The organism is Caballeronia udeis, assembly GCF_001544555.2.
GTDB lineage: Bacteria > Pseudomonadota > Gammaproteobacteria > Burkholderiales > Burkholderiaceae > Caballeronia > Caballeronia udeis.
This window is the reverse complement of the sequence record NZ_FCOK02000120.1, coordinates 1-17,920: the sequence shown is the minus strand read 5'-3', so window position 1 is coordinate 17,920 and position 17,920 is coordinate 1. Positions and strand designations below refer to the sequence as shown.

At 60.3% G+C, this 17,920-nt stretch carries 18 protein-coding genes; 9 read left to right on the top strand and 9 right to left on the bottom strand.

All coding sequences use genetic code 11. The annotated features are described in order from the left end of the window. Positions 1-240: 240 nt before the first annotated feature. Complete coding sequence (locus AWB69_RS42780; protein WP_062092811.1) at positions 241-507, bottom strand: hypothetical protein; 267 nt, start codon at positions 505-507, stop codon at positions 241-243. A gap of 161 nt (positions 508-668) precedes the next feature. Between AWB69_RS42780 and AWB69_RS42775 the strand changes: the two genes are divergently transcribed. Then, the gene (locus AWB69_RS42775) at positions 669-1,565 is read left to right on the top strand and encodes a bifunctional helix-turn-helix transcriptional regulator/GNAT family N-acetyltransferase (RefSeq protein ID WP_062092814.1); all 897 of its coding nucleotides are present in this window, start codon (positions 669-671) and stop codon (positions 1,563-1,565) included. A 54-nt stretch (positions 1,566-1,619) separates the two neighbouring features. Here AWB69_RS42775 and AWB69_RS42770 read toward each other — a convergent pair whose 3' ends face one another. Next, positions 1,620-2,552, bottom strand: coding sequence for a LysR family transcriptional regulator (locus AWB69_RS42770; RefSeq protein ID WP_062092810.1), 933 nt, complete (start codon positions 2,550-2,552; stop codon positions 1,620-1,622). A gap of 162 nt (positions 2,553-2,714) precedes the next feature. Here AWB69_RS42770 and AWB69_RS42765 point away from each other — a divergent pair, with 162 nt between their 5' ends. Further along, positions 2,715-3,239, top strand: a complete 525-nt coding sequence (locus AWB69_RS42765) for a hypothetical protein (protein WP_062092809.1) — start codon at positions 2,715-2,717, stop codon at positions 3,237-3,239. 149 nt (positions 3,240-3,388) lie between these two features. On the opposite strand, the gene AWB69_RS42760 is transcribed toward AWB69_RS42765, so the two are convergent. The 3 genes from AWB69_RS42760 to AWB69_RS42750 form a co-directional block, all read right to left on the bottom strand. Beyond that, positions 3,389-4,591 (bottom strand): porin, encoded by a 1,203-nt coding sequence (locus tag AWB69_RS42760; RefSeq protein WP_062092808.1) that lies wholly within the window; start codon positions 4,589-4,591, stop codon positions 3,389-3,391. A 124-nt stretch (positions 4,592-4,715) separates the two neighbouring features. Beyond that, positions 4,716-6,227: a sodium:solute symporter family protein gene (locus tag AWB69_RS42755; RefSeq protein ID WP_062092807.1), complete on the bottom strand. Its 1,512-nt coding sequence runs from the start codon at positions 6,225-6,227 to the stop codon at positions 4,716-4,718. After that, positions 6,224-6,505 (bottom strand): DUF3311 domain-containing protein, encoded by a 282-nt coding sequence (locus AWB69_RS42750; protein ID WP_062092806.1) that lies wholly within the window; start codon positions 6,503-6,505, stop codon positions 6,224-6,226. Before AWB69_RS42750 ends, AWB69_RS42755 begins: the two co-directional genes overlap by 4 nt. A gap of 285 nt (positions 6,506-6,790) precedes the next feature. Between AWB69_RS42750 and AWB69_RS42745 the strand changes: the two genes are divergently transcribed. The 3 genes from AWB69_RS42745 (at position 6,791) to AWB69_RS42735 (ending at position 8,831) form a co-directional block, all read left to right on the top strand. Beyond that, positions 6,791-7,171 (top strand): TIGR04076 family protein, encoded by a 381-nt coding sequence (locus AWB69_RS42745; RefSeq protein ID WP_062092805.1) that lies wholly within the window; start codon positions 6,791-6,793, stop codon positions 7,169-7,171. Beyond that, the gene (locus AWB69_RS42740; RefSeq protein WP_062092804.1) at positions 7,168-8,226 is read left to right on the top strand and encodes an aldo/keto reductase; all 1,059 of its coding nucleotides are present in this window, start codon (positions 7,168-7,170) and stop codon (positions 8,224-8,226) included. The genes AWB69_RS42745 and AWB69_RS42740 overlap by 4 nt, the downstream gene beginning before the upstream one ends. Before the next feature lie 155 nt (positions 8,227-8,381). Then, positions 8,382-8,831 carry a PaaI family thioesterase gene (locus tag AWB69_RS42735; RefSeq protein WP_062092803.1) on the top strand — a complete coding sequence of 150 codons (450 nt, stop codon included), beginning with the start codon at positions 8,382-8,384 and terminating at the stop codon, positions 8,829-8,831. 94 nt (positions 8,832-8,925) lie between these two features. Here the strand turns inward: AWB69_RS42735 and AWB69_RS42730 are convergent, their stop codons facing one another. After that, positions 8,926-10,242, bottom strand: coding sequence for an MFS transporter (locus tag AWB69_RS42730; RefSeq protein ID WP_062092802.1), 1,317 nt, complete (start codon positions 10,240-10,242; stop codon positions 8,926-8,928). A 79-nt stretch (positions 10,243-10,321) separates the two neighbouring features. Then, entirely contained in the window at positions 10,322-11,503 is a 1,182-nt protein-coding gene (locus AWB69_RS42725) for a M20 aminoacylase family protein (protein WP_062092801.1), read from the bottom strand. A 143-nt stretch (positions 11,504-11,646) separates the two neighbouring features. Here AWB69_RS42725 and AWB69_RS42720 point away from each other — a divergent pair, with 143 nt between their 5' ends. Beyond that, positions 11,647-12,579, top strand: coding sequence for a LysR substrate-binding domain-containing protein (locus tag AWB69_RS42720; RefSeq protein WP_062092800.1), 933 nt, complete (start codon positions 11,647-11,649; stop codon positions 12,577-12,579). Here AWB69_RS42720 and AWB69_RS42715 read toward each other — a convergent pair. Beyond that, positions 12,562-13,035, bottom strand: coding sequence for an Lrp/AsnC family transcriptional regulator (locus tag AWB69_RS42715; RefSeq protein WP_156529181.1), 474 nt, complete (start codon positions 13,033-13,035; stop codon positions 12,562-12,564). The two genes, AWB69_RS42720 and AWB69_RS42715, sit on opposite strands and share 18 nt — an antisense overlap. A 120-nt stretch (positions 13,036-13,155) precedes the next feature. Here AWB69_RS42715 and AWB69_RS42710 point away from each other — a divergent pair, with 120 nt between their 5' ends. Together AWB69_RS42710 and dapA are read left to right on the top strand one after the other, a co-directional pair. Next, positions 13,156-14,055, top strand: a complete 900-nt coding sequence (locus tag AWB69_RS42710) for a DMT family transporter (protein ID WP_062092798.1) — start codon at positions 13,156-13,158, stop codon at positions 14,053-14,055. Between the two features lie 279 nt (positions 14,056-14,334). Then, positions 14,335-15,192: a 4-hydroxy-tetrahydrodipicolinate synthase gene (dapA, locus tag AWB69_RS42705; RefSeq protein ID WP_062092797.1), complete on the top strand. Its 858-nt coding sequence runs from the start codon at positions 14,335-14,337 to the stop codon at positions 15,190-15,192. 56 nt (positions 15,193-15,248) lie between these two features. Here the strand turns inward: dapA and AWB69_RS42700 are convergent, their stop codons facing one another. Continuing rightward, on the bottom strand, positions 15,249-16,052 hold the full coding sequence (locus tag AWB69_RS42700) for a hypothetical protein (protein ID WP_062092813.1): 804 nt from the start codon (positions 16,050-16,052) through the stop codon (positions 15,249-15,251). A 329-nt stretch (positions 16,053-16,381) separates the two neighbouring features. Between AWB69_RS42700 and AWB69_RS42695 the strand changes: the two genes are divergently transcribed. Beyond that, the gene (locus AWB69_RS42695) at positions 16,382-17,530 is read left to right on the top strand and encodes a CaiB/BaiF CoA transferase family protein (RefSeq protein ID WP_062092812.1); all 1,149 of its coding nucleotides are present in this window, start codon (positions 16,382-16,384) and stop codon (positions 17,528-17,530) included. Positions 17,531-17,920 lie beyond the last annotated feature (390 nt).

Sequence of the window (17,920 nt, the reverse complement as noted above, 5' to 3'; positions counted from 1 at the left end):
GTCGCTTGACGAACCATCGCGCGCACCTCTACATGGAAGGTGTGCTTATTATTACACTATTGAATTAGAAATGGAATAAGCCGAGCTCGCCGCGCAACGCGGTCGCATGGACCACGTCTTCGACCGCCGACGCGAGTACCTGGGCCGCGATGGTGCCGCGCGCGCTGCGGCGCATTACGCACCGGCCACCGGCCACCTGGCGCCGCAATCCGCTAATACAGCAGCGCTGCGAGTCCGCCGTCAGAAATCTGAGGCCGAAAGCGTTATCCGTTCGCCACTGCCCGGCGATGCTTTCTGCTCTACAGCCTGCAAAAGCCGGCGCTTGCCAAGCTCGAACGCAAGCACTAGTTGTTTCGGGGTCTCGTTCGCAGCGCCGAGCTTTTCACAAACCGTTTCGGTAGGAAGCGCAAAGGCGCAGTATCCCCATCCGAAACCGTAGGCAGAAAACCATAGTATCGAGTCGTCGGAAAGGAGTGGTGCCGTAAGTTTTGTACGGGGCTGGTCCATGGATGTCATCCTTCTGCCCAATAGGAACGGACCCTGATTTTCGCACATGGAAATTACAGAAATCCTTCCTCGTTCCTCTTGGCGGTTTGCGGCCGCCCATCACCGTCGCTGTCCGTTTGTTGAAGTTGACGAACCGAATATCTCTGACTAAAGTCAGAGATATGAGCGCATCCGACATTCTCCAAATTCGTCGCTTTAACCGCATAGTTGCCGAGAGCATCGGCGCTATCGATGATCGATTCCTCGGACGCGGCCGCCCAATGGGTGAATCGCGCCTCCTATGGGAAATCGGCGTTGACGGCGCGGATGTTCGTACTCTTCGCGCCCGTCTAAATCTCGACTCAGGCTATCTCAGCCGTACGCTCGCCTCTCTTGAACGACAAAAACTTGTCGCTGTCGTGACTCATCCGGGCGACCGCCGGGTACGCCGGGCTTGTCTGACACAGGCTGGCCGCAAGGAAAGGTCTGAACTCGAACGGCTCTCGGACGCGGTCGCTGCACGTGCCCTCGAACCGCTGTCCGATGGACAGCGCAGAAGACTTATTGCGGCAATGTCTGAAGTCGAGCGCTTGCTACAGGCATCGCTCGTGCATTTCGCACTTGAAGATCCGGGTAGTGATAACGCGCGGTGGTGCTTTGAACAGTATTTCAGCGAACTTGATGAACGCTTTGACGCAGGATTCGACCCGTCGAAAAGCCTGTCGGCAGATGCCCATGAACTAACGGCGCCAGAGGGTGCGTTGATCGTGGCAAGCCTCCATGGAAGTCCGATAGGTTGCGTCGCGCTTAAATTTCATAAGAAGTCTCCAGCCGAGCTCAAACGGATGTGGGTGAGCCCTTCCGCTCGCGGTATGGGGGTAGGCCGCCGGTTGATTGATCAGGCGGAGAAACATGCCCGGCAGACCGGGGTTCGCGTTATCCGCCTGGAGACAAACCGAACGCTACACGAGGCGATTGCCCTGTACCGGCAATCTGGATACGTTGAAGTCGACGCGTTCAGCGCAGAACCGTATGCCCATCACTGGTTTGAAAAGCGACTGGTCGACAATCGGTTTTAGACGCGGTGATCGCACGCGGTGATCACTATTCTGCGCGCCATTTCCAGCACGTTTTCAGGATCCGTCATCGGGAGCGACAGCGTTCTGGTATTTAACGTGGTCGATGAACGCGCGCAGCTTCGGCAAGACCTGGCGTCTGCCTGAGTGGTATAGAAAAACGCCTGGCGTTGTGACGGCGAAGGGTGTCAGCAGCGCTTGCAACCGGCCGTCGGCAATCGGTGCTGCGGCAATCGGGCCCGGCACTTGTGCAAGTCCTACACCTCGAATCGCCGCTCCGAGGAGTGTGGGGTAGTCGCGCGCGATCAGCGGCCCGGAGACGATTACCTCAACTGCCTTGTTGCCGTCGATAAAGGACCAGGGCGCGATCGAACCGTTCGAGCGACGTATGCGCAGGCAGGTGTGGTCACGAAGATCGTCAATGCGCTCCGGCCGGTTATGCCGACGCAGATAATCAGGGCTGCCAATGACCTGGAACGGGAACGACGGGGTCAGCCGCACCGCGACCATGTCGGCCGCGATGAACTGGCCCATCCGGACACCGGCGTCAAACCCTTCGGCCGCGAGGTCGACCGACTCCGCGCTCGCGACGATCTCAACCTCGACCTCGGGATAGGCGCGGCAGAAAGATGCGATCAGTGGCTCCAGCACGATCGGCACTGCCGCGCTCGGCACGGAGAGGCGCAGCAGTCCGGTCGGTCGCTGTCCGAGTTCACGCGCGACCTCGCTCGCAGCGACGAGTTCTTCGAAGGCGGGTTTTGCTCGCAAAAGGAATCGTTCGCCGGCTTCGGTCAGGCCGACGCTGCGCGTTGTGCGCACGAAGAGCGCGGCGCCGATGCGCGCCTCGAGTACGTGCACCGTCTGGCTGATCGCCGAAGGCGTCACCCCGAGTTGCGCCGCCGCTTTACGAAAACTGCGGTGCTGGGCAACGCTCAGGAACGCCTCGACACCGTCGATTGCGCCTTGCCGGACTGTGAAGTTTTGCTTCATAACGCATCAATATTATCGGGAATAGTCGCTCGCTGGAAGCGGTCCTAAAATCGGCTTGCGAATCAGGAGTTCCGCCAATAGCTTGCGTGTCGGCGGGCCGGCCCGGCATCCTGACCGCGGTGTTCGAGGCCGCGTCGACCAATCCCTGACAGGAGTTCCGCAATGTCACCCGAAATTCTCTTCCAGATACACCTCGTTCTAGGCTATGTCGCGTGGCTGCTTTGCTTCAGCGTGTACATCCTGCCCAAGCTCAGGTCGATGGAGCGTGTCGACGCGCAACGCGTCATTGCTACGCTGCACAGCTTCCGCTTCTTCGGGCTTGTCTTCATCCTTCCCGGCGTTGTCGGACCCGGTCTGCCGGCCAGCTTCGCCCAGTTCGCCGCTTATGGCGACTTCCTGACTGGAGTGCTGGCCATCTTTGCGCTGCTCACCTTCAGGATACGTCGGCTCTTCTGGTTTTTCGTGGTCGCCTTCAATCTCGCGGGGGCCGCGGACATCATCGTCGACTATTATCACGCGGTTCGGATCGGCCTTCCTGCCATGGCGGGGCAACTGGGCTCGACATACGCGATCGCGATCATCTACGTGCCCCTGCTGATGATCACGCACTTCGTCGCGTTCTATTTTCTCACCCGTCCTAAGCCCACGGCGGCTTGGGCTCTAGCCGGTGATGCGGCCGCATCTTAGTTCGGATCAGACACGCTTTGATTCGGCGCTCGGGCCGCTATGCATGGCAGTGACGCGAGACTCGACTGCAACGTGATCGTCGAAGCAATGTCGAGCCTGCGAGAAGCGAACAGGTACCAAGGCCATGCGACCTTCAACATCGCGACGCCTTAGAACGCGTGGGTAATCCCGACCGACACGAGCACCTGTTTTGCCGAGCTGGAGTCCACTCCGGCACCGGCAATTTCCGCTATCGCAGTCCTCCCCACGTTCGCCCCCGCCGAGTTGAAAACTGGCGCTATGCCGTCCCCACCCGCTTTCTGGAACACGGCCACGGCAAAGAGGCTGGTGCGCTTGGAAAGCGAATAGTTGGTGCCCAGGTTGATCTGCTGGAAGGTCGGCTTCAGGCCTTCGTAATCGGCCTTGCCCGCGTTATAGATATAAGCGCCTCCCACCAGCAGCGCGGGCGTGACGTGATAAGTGGCAGTGACTTCGTAGCTGTCCAGTTTGAAATCGCTGCCGCTACCGGCATTGGCGAAACCGTTGGCCACGAAATACTGGCTGTTCTTCAGGAGCGTATGCGAATAGACAAGGCCCACGTTCGCATTGCCGATGGAATAGGAGGCCCCCGCGCTAAGGACCTTCATGGCGTTTGCGTCCTGCAGCGCCACATAATTGCTAAGAGATCCTACATAGTTACCGTTGGACGCATACACACCGCCCGTACCGTTCGCGTTGGTCGCGGGTGTGTTGATATCGAGGTAACCGGCGGCGAACGCGAAGGGCCCTGCCGTGTAGGAACCCGCCAGCGCCCATACGCGGTTGGTCGAGAAGTCGCCCGCCTGACCGCCCAGGCTGAACATGCCGTCGACTTGCAAGCCGTTCCAGACCGGGCTCACATACTTGATCACGTTGTTGATGCGGATCGACTGGTTCAGGTTGTCCAGATCGCCGAAGTGCGAACCGTAACCGGTTGCAAAGTTATTGCTCGAGGGAAACATGCCGACCGTATCCGACAGCGAATCGTACTGGCGTCCAAGCGTGATGGTCCCATAGTTGTTCGTCAATCCGACGAACGCCTGCCGCCCGAATTCAGTGCCTCCCTGGCCCAGCCGCCCGTTCTGGATGTTGAAGCCGTTCTCTAAAGTGAAGATCGCTGCATTGCCGCCGCCCAGGTCCTCACGGCCTTTCAGGCCCCATCGGTTACAGCCGGGCGGCGCGCAGGTTTCCGTTTCGTACAGCGGCCCCTTGCCGGTGTTATTGACGTAGGTAACCCCTGCTGTCACGAGGCCATAAAGCGTCACGCTGCTTTGGGCGAATACGACTTGAGGCGACGCGATTAACGCGCCAATACAGAACCAGCTCTTTTTCACGGCGATCTCCAGAAGGCGTGTCAAGGATGCAAAGGGGTAGCGTTTGCCATGCTGCTGATGGCAGCGTGCGCAAACGCGGATAAGGCGAAGGAGGGTTCGAACGGGTGTTGTTATTGACCGCGTCTCACGCGCCGAGCTTGTAGCCAGTGCGGGAAGTTGCCGGCGGCGCGGCGCTGTCCAGCAGGCCGATTCCAACGGCGGCCGGCGCGGGTGCGGGCGTGACAAGGCTGACAAGAATGGTGACGGCGGCGTTGATCGCCATCGCGATCAGACCGGGTTCCCATTGCGGCCAGTGCGTGCCCCAGTAATGCGCGGAGAACGGTGCGAGCAACGCAATGAAGCCTGCGAGCATGCCGGCCAGAACTCCGGTTGCACTCGTGCGTCGCCAGAGGAAACCGAGAAACACACCAGGAGCGAGCATGCCGATAGCCGAGTAGGCATCGAGGAGAATCTTGACCAGCGACCCCTTCTGAGCGAGGGACAAGTACACGGCCACGCCCGCAAAACACACCAGCGAGGCACGCGATAACGCCAGCGATTGACCTTCGCTCAGACGCGGAGCGAACGGCCGCGCGACATTGCGCGTGAAGATCGAACCTGCGGCGACCAGCAGCAGGGCGCCAGGCGCAAGCGCAAGCAGGAATCCGGTTCCCGCCACCAGCCCGATCACCCAGGACGGATAACGCTCCGACACGAATTGCAGCAACGCGGCATTCAGGTTGTCGCCGGGCGGGTGCGTATTGGCGAGCAGCGCGGCAAAGCCGAGCAGGATGATGAAGAAGTAGGCGAGCGAATACAGCGGTTGCCAGATGGCATTGCGCCGAATGGAGGTCCCGCTGCGCGCCGAATACGACATCTGGAACAGATGCGGAAACACCCAGTTGCCGAGCGCGATGTTGATTGCCGAGGTCATCAGCCAGATGGCGGTGGTGGGCGAGCTGGCGTCGAGTCCCGGGAACTTGCCGATGCCCGGATGTTTCGCTTCGACCATGCCGAAGATATCGAGCAGCGACCCTGCGCCGACCTTGGCCGCCACGGTCGCGCTCAACAACACCACGACGACGATCATCAGCACGTCCTTTACGCCCGCGGCGAACGCAGCCGAGCGGATGCCCGCAACGAACACGAACGCGATCATGAGCAACCCTGCAACGATAGTCGCCGCGTGGCTCGAGATGGCGTCATCGAGTGTGAGTTGCACGATCAGTCCCAGGCTCACCAACTGGATCTGGACATACACGATCAGCGAGGCAATCCCGATCACGCCAGTGACTACGCCGAGCCAGGGTGCGTCGAAGCGTGCTGCAAAGAAGTCGGCTTGCGTGACCAGCTTGCCGAGCCGGCCGGCTTTCCAGATGCGGGGCATCAACCAGTAGCCGACCGCGTAACTCATCGATACCGAGCAGAAGGCAAGGTAGGCCGGTGCGCCAAGCGCCCATGCATAGCCGGAAATACCGAGCACGGCGAAGGTCGTGTAGACCTCGCCGGCATTCATGAACCAGAAGATCAGCGTGCCCAGGCTGCGTCCGCCGACAGCCCACTCCGCGAGCGTTGCGCCTTTGCTGGTACGCCGCCCGTAAGCGACCGCGCCGACTACGGTGGCCAGCAGGATGCACAGCACGATGGTTATTTTCATTGCGCATCTCCCGTGGACGCAGAGGTTCTTTCCAGGAAGGCGGCTTCCTCGTCTTCCACGCCCGCGCGGCGATCCATGAAGAACACCAGTCCTATGACGATGCTCGCCAGGACAATGCCGGCCATCTGCCAGAACATCGGGAAGGGCAATCCGAACGGCCTTGCGGCGATGTCGTTCACCGCCGGCGCCAACGCGGCCTGCCAGATGAATGGAATGGCCAGCATCCATCGGTACCAGTAACGAGGGCGACTTCGCTCACCTTGATAGCTGCTGTCCATGCCACCTCCTGTAAATTTTGACTGCACATATTCTGAGATGAAGTGTGCACTCAGGCAGCACAAAAACTCAAGCGTGTCAAAAACAAATAACGGATATTTCTAGATTGAAGTCGGGAAAACGCCCAGAAAAATCGTTGATTGAATGCGGCCGTGCAGTATTGACGTACAAAATAACGATACGTACACTCGGTCAAAGTGTATGTTCAGGCTGCACGAAAATGCTGCATATGCTGACGCGGCGTGAGTGCCGGGCTCCTGTCGGCACCCTTATTCCAGGAGATATCCATGCCTTCCACCCAAGACCCGACTGCCTCCGCAGACGATGTTTTCGAGCTATACGACCTGCGCGTCGAGGTCGTCGCGCCGGACGGAGCGAAGCTGTACTGCGGCGCCAAGGTGGGTGACTACTTCGAACTGAAGGGCGAGATGCTTCATCTGCCGCCCGGTCAGGGCTTTTCTATTTACTCGCTCGCCGCGCTGCTGCCGCTGCTTGCGTCCAAGCAACGGCGGCTGCATCCGAATGACTGGATGAGCACCGACGCCGAGGTCGCCTGTCCCGATCCAAACTGCCCCTCACGTTTCAGGATCGTGCGCTCAGGCCTGCGCCGCTTTAGCCACGCCGACACCACGGCCGTCAAACTTTCCTCCACGGAGCAACAGCAATGAGTTCGCAGTACAGCATCGACCTGGTCCCCGGCTACACCATTTCGCGTCTGCTCAAGGGCGGCTGGCAGCTCGCCGGTGGCCACGGTTTGGTGGATAGGGACGCGGCGATCGCCGACATGGCGGCCTACTACGAGGCCGGTATCACGACGTTCGACTGCGCGGATATCTACACGGGCGTGGAAGAAATGATCGGTGAATTCCGCCGCGACTACGTTGCTCGCAAAGGCCGAGACAGCCTTCGCGATCTGCGCGTTCACACCAAGTACGTTCCCGATCTCGCGACGCTTCCTGCACTCGATCGTCAGCAGGTCGAACGAACGATTGACCGGTCGCTGAGCCGCCTGGGTGTCGAACGTCTCGATCTCGTGCAGTTTCACTGGTGGGACTACAACGTGCCGCGTTATCTCGAGACGGCGCGCTGGCTCACCGAGTTGCAGCGGGCAGGGAAGATCGCGCATCTTGGCGGCACCAATTTCGACACCGCCCACACTCGCGAACTGGTTGAAGGCGGGACGCCGCTCGTCAGCATGCAGGTTCAGTACTCGTTGCTGGATCAGCGTCCCTTGCCGGTGCTTTCGCCGTTTTGCGCGGGTGCGGGCATGCAACTGCTGTGCTACGGCACGGTTGCCGGAGGTTTTCTGTCGGAGCGCTGGCTTGGCAGGAGCGAACCGACCGATGATCTCGAGAACCGGTCGCTCGTCAAATACAAGCTGATGATCGATGACTTCGGGGGCTGGGATTTGTTTCAGCAGCTTCTGGCCGCGCTGAAGGTAATCGCGGAGCGCCATGCAGTGACCATCCCGACTATCGCAATGCGCTGGGTGCTTCAGCAACCGCGGGTCGCAGCGATTATTGTTGGCGTGCGGCGCGGCGATCATTTGCCCGATCACCTGCGCGTGATGCAAGCGACGCTAGATCCCGCTGATCTGGCCGAGCTCGACGCCGTACTGGCGCAGCGCCGTCTGCTCGATGGCGATGTCTACAGCAGCGAACGGGATCTGGAAGGGCGCCACGGACGGGTCATGAAATACGACCTGAACGAGACGCCTCATTGATCGCGGTGTCTTGTCTCGAGCCCGCATGGACATTCACAAACGTGCGGGCTCGAGAACGCCGGAAATAGCGCCAGCCATTTCAAGGATCGTTCGCGCTCCAGCGAAGTGTGCATATTCACAGTATCATCGTTTTCAAATCAACCGGAGATGAAACGATGAGCCTTATCGATGAAACCGGCGCGGGTCTCGACGGCCTCGCGCAGTTGCGTGCGCTGATGTCATCGGGGCGCAAGCCAGGAATTATGGTGTCGCTGGATTTCGACTTCGTTGAGGTCGATGCCGGCCTTGCTGTCTTCACCGGCATGCCTGGCGATCACGCGTATAACCCGATCGGCACGGTTCATGGCGGCTATGCAGCCACGCTGCTGGATTCGGCATGCGGTTGCGCCGTGCATTCACGGCTCACGGCCACGCAGGCGTACACCACGCTTGAGTTGAAGATCGCGTATCACAAAGCGGTCACGCGCGACTCCGGATTGCTGCGTGCCGAGGGCCGCGTGATCTCGATTGGCCGGCGCGCCGCATTCGCTGAAGCCACATTGACCGATGCTACCGGGCGTTTGTATGCATCGGCGACGTCGACGTTGCTGGTGTTCGAACGCTGATCGTTGCAAGCGAAGCTCGAGGCGGCCGGTCAGATCTGCGCAGGCCATGCCGCCAGCCCGGAGTATTCGTACCTATGCCGCTGCGCCTGCTCGATCAATCCAGCGCTGTCTGCGACTTTTCATCCATGAAGGCGACGGCGATCAACCCCAGCAGGCCGCAGCCGATCACATACCATGAGGGCGCGAGCACACTGCCCGTCGCGACGATCAGCGAGGTCACGAAGAATTGCGCGAAGCCGCCAAAGATCGCGACGCCAAGGCTATAGACCACGGCGCCGCCGGTCGCCCGGACCGAACGCGGAAAGAGCTCGCCGAGCATGGCGCCCACACCGCCAATATTGATCGCATGCACCGAGGAAAGAAGCGTGACGACCGTGAGCAGCGTGCTGGCCGTCGGCCATCGGTTCAATGCAACGAAGGCCGGATAGATGGCGAGCAGCAGCACGACACGCGTGACTTGCGCGAGCGAGTTGCGTCCGAAGCGGTCGGACAAATATCCGCCGACCGGTGAGAGCACAAAAATAATCGCGCCCGATACACAACCCGACAGCATCGCGATTCCAGGCGGCAGGCCGAGCGTCTTGACGGCGTAGATCGACAGGTAGAACACGATGATGAAATGCGCCGATGTCCCGGCAATCGTCAGTCCCAGACCCATCAGCACTGCGCGCCGGTGATCGCGGAGTACATCGAGGAGAGGCAGCTTCGGCGCTTTCTGCTTCGGTGCCTGCACCGGCTCTTCTTCGAGCGTCTTGCGTAACCACCAGCCGACCGGCACGATCAGCGTGCCGATCAGGAACGGCACGCGCCATCCCCAGCTTTCGAGTTGCGCGGTCGAGAGCGTTGCTGTCAGTGCTACGCCTGTCAACGCGCCCGCGAGTGCGGCAAGCCCCTGGCTTGCGAACTGCCACGACGCATACAGGCCGCGCCGGTTGGACGGCGCTTGTTCGAGCAGAAGCGTAGTCGACGCCCCCACTTCGCCGCCCGCTGAAAACCCCTGGATCAGCCGCGCGATGACGAGGATGACGGGGCCGAGGAAACCTGCTTGCCCGTAGGTTGGCGCAACGGCGATCATCGCGGTGCCCACTGCCATCAGCCCGAGCGTCAGCACCATCGCCTTCTTGCGCCCGGCGCGATCCGCGTACATGCCGATCACAAGGCCGCCCACGGGGCGCGTGAAAAAGCCCACGCCGAAGCTCGCGACCGCGAGCAACAACTGTCCGACCGGATCGTGGACCGGAAAGAAGAGCTTACCGATCAGTAATGCGAAGAACCCATAGACGGTGAAGTCGTAGAACTCGAGTGCATTACCCACTGCCGCCGCAGTGACGAGCCGCGCGCGGCTTTGCTTGCGCTGACCCAGCACTGCGCCGGGTGCAACGTCGAGGCCTGATACGGTCGGTATGCTCATGTTTTCTCTCGAAACGCGGTGCGTGATGCAGGTGAAGGCGGGCAGGTGAAGGCGGGTTTGAAACGAGGTTCGAAATGATTCAGTCGGTGAGATAGGCTTCGGTCAGGCGGGCCCAGTAGCTCGCGCCGATGGCAAGAATGTCGTCGTTGAAGTCGTAGCCGGGGTTGTGGACCATGCAGCTCCCCTTGCCCTCGACACCATTGCCGATCCATGCGTACGCGCCCGGCACGACCTCGGCCATGAACGCGAAGTCTTCGCTGCCCATGAGCGGATGCGCCTGCGTATTCACGCGTTGCGCACCGAGCATCTTCTGTGCGACTTCAGCCGCGAACGCGGTCGGTTCGGCATGATTGACGAGCACGGGATAACCCCATTCGTAGTCGATCTCCGCCTCCACCCCGAACGACGCCGCCTGCGCATGCACGAGCGCCGTAATGCGTTGCCGCAACAGGTCGCGCACAGCAGGATCCAGCGCGCGGATCGACAGTTTCATCTCGGCGGTCTGCGGAATCACGTTGAAGGCGTCGCCGGCCTTCACGCTGCCGACCGAGATCACCGCCGACTTTTGCGAATCGATTTCCCGCGCCACAATGCTCTGCAGCGCGAGGATGATTCCCGCCACCGCCGGCATGGGGTCGCGCGACAGGTGTGGCAGCGCGCCGTGCCCGCCCAACCCGCGCAGCACGATGGTGGCGCGGTCGGCTGAGGCCATCGCGGGGCCGGTGCAGAAGTTCATGCCACCCGTTTCGTAGCCCGGCATGTTGTGCAGGCCGAACACGGCGTCACACGGAAACCGCTCGAAGAGACCGTCTTGAATCATCGCGCGTGCGCCGCCGTAGCTTTCCTCGGCCGGCTGGAAGATCAGCGTCAACGTGCCGGAATACTGCCGGCTTTCCGCCAGGTAACGCGCGGCGCACAGGAGCATTGCGGTGTGGCCGTCGTGACCGCAGGCGTGCATGGTCTTCGGTACCGCGCTGGTGTAGGGCAGGCCGGTCGCTTCCTCGATGGGCAGCGCGTCCATGTCGGCGCGCAGGCCGATGCGCCGGCCGCCGTTGCCTGTTTTCAGCACGCCCACCACGCCCGTCTTGCCGAGGCCGCGCGTCACTTCGTAGCCCCATTGCGTGAGCAGGCTGGCGACGAGGTCGCTGGTCGCCCGCTCCTCGAACGCGAGTTCCGGATTGGCGTGGATCTGGCGCCGCACGGCGATGAGGTCCGGCGCGATGGCGGCAATTCCAGGAATGACGGGATCGACTGACAGCATGACCAACTCCTTAATCCTTAATACGTTTCGATATTCAGCGTGACTGCTTCCGGTCAAGCATATAAAGTCACAAAGAAAACCAAAAGACAGTTAATTAAATTTGTGACTACCTATAGTTGTCGGTATAAACCCTCGAATTTCCGATGAAATATCATCAGTTGCGCGCGTTCCTCACCGTCGCCGAGCAGGGCAGCATCCGCGCGGCGGCGCGTAGCCTGCATCTGTCACAGGCAGCATTGACGAAGGCGTTGAAAGAACTCGAACAGGACCTGGGCGTGCCGCTGGTGCTGCGCACCGCGCGCGGTGTGCAATTGACCGCGTTCGGGTTGCAGTTGAGGATCCGGGCGCAGATGGTGGTGAGCGAGATGCGTCGCGCGGAAGACGACATCGAACATATGAAGGGCGCGGTTACCGGCAGCGTGGCGGCCGCCGTCACGCCGACCGCCGCGTTGTCGATCCTGCCTGAAGCGTTCAGTGCATTTCGCAAGAAGATGCCGCATGCGCGCGTGAGTTTCATCGAAGGATTTCCGGGCGTTGCGTTGCCGCGTTTGCGTGACGGGTCACTTGATTTCGTCGTGGCCGTGGTCGTGCCGGAGCATCTGGGTCCCGCATTCGACTACATCGAGCTATACAAGATCAGTGCTGTGGTCGTCGCGCGGCAAGATCATCCGCTCGCACAATGCACGTCCCTGGCTGAACTCGTCGATGCGGAATGGCTGTTGAATCCGTCGCCCGAAAGTTCGACGCGCGGGCTGCTCGATTTTTTCGCCGCGAACGGTTTGCCGGTGCCGCAGAAGATTATCGAGTGTCCGAGCTTCGTGATTGCGCACGGTTTGCTGCGCGGCTCGGATACCGTCGCGATGTTGCCCGAGCCTTTGCTGGACCAGCCGTGGGTGCGCGAGGGCATCGCCGTGTTGCCCATAGGCCATCTGCCGCCGCCCATCGCTATTGGTGTAGTGACGCGCCGCGACAGTCCGCTGACGCCGGCTGCTTCGTTGCTGCTGGATTGTTTGCAGGACGCGGTGGCGTCGCTGAAGTTGAATGTTCCTGCGCGCCGTTCAATCCAGGGGCGGTAAGCGGCGTTCGACAGGCGTTGACTTGATGATCGCCGTGCTGGTCTCGGCGCGCTCCGCGATCTTCGAAAGAATCTCGTCCAGTTGTCCGATTGTCTTGAGAAAGAGCCGGCAAACAAAACAGTCGTCGCCAGTGACTTTGTCGCATTCGACGAATTCGGGAATGCGCCGGATGGTCTCTTCGACCAGGTGCAATTGTCCAGGCAGCGGTTTGACCCGGACGATGGCCTGAAGCGTGTATCCGAGCGAACGCGGGTCGAGCCTGACCGCGAACCCCTGTATCACGCCACGCGCTTCGAGCTGGCGCACGCGCTCGGCGGTACTGGGCGCCGACAATCCGATCCGGCGCGCGAGTTCGCTCATCGCGATCCGGCCGTCCTCGGAAAGAATGGTCAGTAAATCGCGGTCGGTCTGGTCGAGCAAAACAAGACCCGGAGGAGAAGAAAGGCGATTCTTCAAATGGACCTTCGATTTGAAGTTAAAACGTCGATGTCCGCTCATTTTACACATTGAATCACGCTTGGCAGCCCACTAAAATTACTGGACCGGCAGCACTGGCACTACTTGAAAGGCGAGGCGATGAGTTCGAGAGAGACGCGCGTTGGCTGCGTAGAAATGACTGTAGCGATGCTGATATCCGGCACGGTCGGCTGGCTCGTCGTGTCGTCGCAGCAAACGCCGCTGAACGTGGTGTTCGTTCGCTGCGTGTTCGGCGCGGCGACGCTGCTCGCGATCTGCGCGTTAAAAGGGATGCTGCGCAAAAGCTTGTTTTCATGGCGCATGCTTGGACTGGTTGCACTTGGCAGCGCCACGATTGTCGGCAACTGGGTGCTGTTGTTTGCGGCCTATTCGCGAGCCTCCATATCCATGGCGACCGCCGTCTATAACACCCAGCCGTTCATGCTCGTCCTGCTCGGCGCGGTGGTGTTCCGCGAGCGGATCACCTTGCGCACGATTCTCTGGCTGGGCATCGCGTTTTTGGGCCTCGTGCTGGTCGTGCGCGTGGAGCCTGCGGTGTTGGCCCGGCCCGGTGAATATCTGGAAGGTATTGGCTATGCGCTCGGTGCGGCATTTCTCTATGCGATCTGTTCCGTCGTGACCAAGCAGCTCAAGGGAACGCCGCCCCACTTGATTGCGTTGTTGCACGTGGCGCTCGGCATCATCATGCTTGCGCCGTTTGTCGATTTCCGGAATCTGCCCGCAACCCCGAATCATTGGGCGGATCTTATCGTGCTCGGGGTGGTCAATACCGGCATCATGTATGTGCTGCTTTATGGCGCCATTCAGAAACTCCCCACTGCCATCACGGGAGCGTTGTCCTTCATCTATCCGGTTGTGGCGATCATTGTGGACCGGGTTGCGTTCGGACAGCGGTTAGGATGGCTACAGATTGTAGGCGCCGCGCTGATTTTGCTGGCGGCGGCTGGAACAACCTTAGGTTGGGAACTCATGCCACGGAAACGAGCGGCGTTCGAATAGACAAACATCAAGCGTTTCTCCTAGTCAACAAGCGCATCCCACGAGCCGTCACAGCGACTATCCGTCATGAACTCGCATCACGTATTTCCTCGCAGTGCATTCGTTCACATCGACGTGATTCGACCGCTCGCGCACGCGGGTTCCAAAAGCAAAAAACCGTCGCTCATCTGACCGGAGCGCTGTTCCGTCAGGTGTGACGGAACTGACACGGCCGCTCGATCTCCATCCCTGTTCTCCGACACCCTGACGGTTTTTATCGGTCAAACAGGAGAGTATGGAATGTCGATTTTTTCTGGTATCTGGATTCCGCTTGTCACGCCGTTTGAAAACGGACGAGTCGATCACGACGCGCTGCGAAGTCTGGTGAGGTCCTACATTGCAGCCAAGATAACGGGGTTCGTTGCACTGGGAACAACAGGTGAACCTTCGTCGCTTGATCACGCTGAGCAAGAACAGGTTCTCGCGACCATCCTGGATGAGGCGAAGACCGTTCCGGTCGTGGTGGGGCTGGCCGGCAATAACGCGGCGGAGCTTCGCGAGCGTGCGCTTCGCTTGAACGAGCTTCCGATTGCCGGTTTGCTGGTTCCCGCGCCTTATTATGTTCGACCGTCGCAGGCTGGTTTGACAAGCCACTTCACCACGCTCGCCGATACCAGCACGGCTCCTCTGATTGTCTACGACATTCCGTATAGGACCGGTGTTCGGCTGGACCTCGCGACTTTGTTGACGCTTGCCGGTCATCCCAACATTCACGCCATCAAGGACTGCGCCGGATCGTTGGACACAACGCTTGCGCTGATCCTCGATGGACGGTTGTCGGTGCTGGCGGGTGAAGACCTGAATATCTTCAGCACGCTATGTCTTGGCGGGCATGGCGCGATCGCGGCAAGTGCGCATGTGCGCGCGGCCGAGTTCGTTGCGGTCCATGACGCCATCAAGGAAGGGCGAATCGATGAAGGGCGTGCGCGGTTTCATCGACTGGCGCCACTCATACAAGCACTCGTATCAGAGCCCAATCCAGCACCTGTGAAGTGTGCGCTCGAGGTCCTGGGAATGATTCGCCAGGAACTTCGTGCGCCGATGACGCAAGCGACCGACAGGCTGCGCAACCAGCTTGACGTGTTGCTGTCGAGCTAGGTGAAAATCAGCGCGGTGCCGGGGGGCCTGCGATTCATGTGACGCCGCCGCCGCGCTCATTTCACCAGGTGCAGTCCCTTCGACAGCACAATGCCCTTTTCGCGGTTGATCAGCCAGATGTCGCCGACGTTCGCGTAGAGCGTTGCCGTGCGTGTGGTGATGTCGGTGGGCTCCTCGTTGCTCGGGTCGGTATGGTCCTTGGTCTGCGTCAGATAAGGCGGCACCACGCGACAGATCAACACGAGCGCGAGATCGCCGTCATCTTGCGAGAATGCCTCCGGCGACAGCACGAAGCGTCCATGCACCGTTGTCTTGTTGTGCCTGTTGACGGGATCCAGTTCGACGATGTCGATGTTCTGTATGTAGCCCTTGGATATCGCTTCGGCTGCTACCACCAGGTTTCGGCCGCGCGGCCCGGTGATGCTCTTCTTGAGTACGATCGTGTTGGGGTGATCGCTGTCCGACAGATCCACGTCAACCGTCATTACGTGGGCCTTCGACCGGTAGCGGATTCCATCCGGGGCGGGCACAACGAACGCCAGGTCGCGGCCCAGCTTGGCATCCATCAACGCGGCGTCGTGCAAGGTTTTCGGTAGCGCATCGCCGATCAGATCTTCTACGCGATGCGCGAACGTGCGCGTCTTGCTGCCGGTGAGTTTGCGGGCCAGCGCGTCCTTCACGGCAGCCGGATCGTCGCCGGTGAAACCGGGCGTCACCACGACGCTGACCGGCGTGACGCTCCCTGTTTGTCCGGACGCTGAGACCGCGCTGCTGGCCGTTTGAGCCTGCGCTGTTGCGCACACGCAAAGAAGAGTGCAAGCGGCGCTTACGCTCGCTTGTTTGATTTTCTGAAGACTCATTAGCAGACTCCCATGGACATGATCGCGGACCGCCTGGTCTTCGTGCTGCACGAGCAGCATTCGAGTCGATTCACTGCAGTTCAATTCTATTCAATGGTACCCGGCTAGAAAAGATAAATGGGGGCATTGGCGCTAGGATGTATTAAACGTAAGCTGGAGACGCTTGGGTCCGCTGATGTAGAGTTTCCGGAATCGAAGAGCATCTGGAATTCAGCCGCTTAAGAGAAACGCTGGTCTCGCACACTCTTTCCGCCAAGGGAAACCAATATGAAGTCTGCAGCAATTCATGTGTTGCCGGGCCCGGATTGTTTATCGCATGGGACGTTGCGATGAGCGGGCCGCTCAAGGGGATTCGCGTGGTCGAGATGGTCGGGCTCGGACCGTGTCCGTTCGCCGCCATGATGCTCGCCGACATGGGTGCGGACGTGATCCGTATAGATCGTCAGCCGACCGGCGGCGCTACGCCGTATCCCATGCAAGGCACGAAATTCGATGTGATGGCGCGCGGGCGCCGCTCGCTCGCGCTGGACCTCAAGCAACCGGAAGGACGTGAGCTGGTGCTGCATCTCGTTGCTCAGGCCGACGCGCTGATCGAAGGTTTTCGCCCCGGCGTGATGGAGCGGCTTGGCCTCGGGCCGGACGTGTGCCTGGAGCGCAATCCGAAGCTTGTGTACGGCCGTGTCACGGGCTGGGGGCAGGATGGGCCGCTCGCCAACGCTGCCGGACACGATCTGAATTACATCGCGATGAGCGGGATGTTGCACGAGATTGGCTGTTGCGATGCACCACCGGTGCCGCCGCTGAATCTGGTGGGTGACTTTGGCGGTGGTGGCATGATGCTCGCGTTCGGCGTGTTGTGCGCGCTGCTGGAAGCGCGCGGGTCGGGCAAGGGGCAGGTGATCGATGCCGCGATGGTCGAAGGCTCCGCGCTGCTGGGGGCGATGATCTACGGCTATAAGGCGTTTGGTGCATGGGCGGGTGAACGAGGCTCGAGCATGCTTGCCGGCGGCGCGCATTTCTACAGTACCTACGCGTGCGCGGATGGCAAATTTGTGTCGGTCGGGGCGATCGAACCGCAGTTCTATGCTTTGCTGCTGAAGCTTTGCGGTATTGACGATGCGGCCTTCAACACGCAGATGGGTCGCGAGCAATGGCCGTCGCTGAAAACGAAAATAGCGGCCATCTTCGCGACGAAACCGCGGCAGGCGTGGTGTGAATTGATGGAAGGCACCGATGTCTGCTTTGCGCCCGTGCTCGATATGAACGAAGCACCGGAGCATGTGCATAACCGGGCGCGCGGAACGTTCATTGATGTGGACGGGGTGACGCAACCGGGTCCCGCGCCGCGCTTTAGCCGCACGGTGCCGGAAGTGAGTTCGCCGCCCGCGAGTCCGGGGCAGGACAACGACGCGATCCTGCGGGACTGGAACGTGCCTCGTGAGTTGATTGAGAGATTGCGGGAGAAGAAGGGGGTTTAGGGCATTCCATTACACACAAGTCGTCACGGCGGGCTGGTTCCGTTCGCGCCCTCGGCGCATGCGGACCTGCTATGCGTGGAGCCTGTAACGAACACGGTGGATTTCTTGAATCTCGATGCGCCGCTAGAGGACGTAGGTGGCGGGTGCTGGTGCCAGACGAAACGAGGCAAGTCCGATTCGCTGAAAACCAGACCGCCGTGCTGATCTTGGTTGATGACCATTATTCTGAAGTTCTTACGGTTTTTTTTGCTGCGTATTTGAGATGTTTCTTGCTCGCTGTCGCTATTTCTCGGTCCGTCTCATTTGCCTGCTCTTAAAAGTGTCATCCATTGAAAGGCCTAGATCAAGAGATAAAACGCCTCTCTCAGGCTTTAGCCTGCTTAGCCGAAA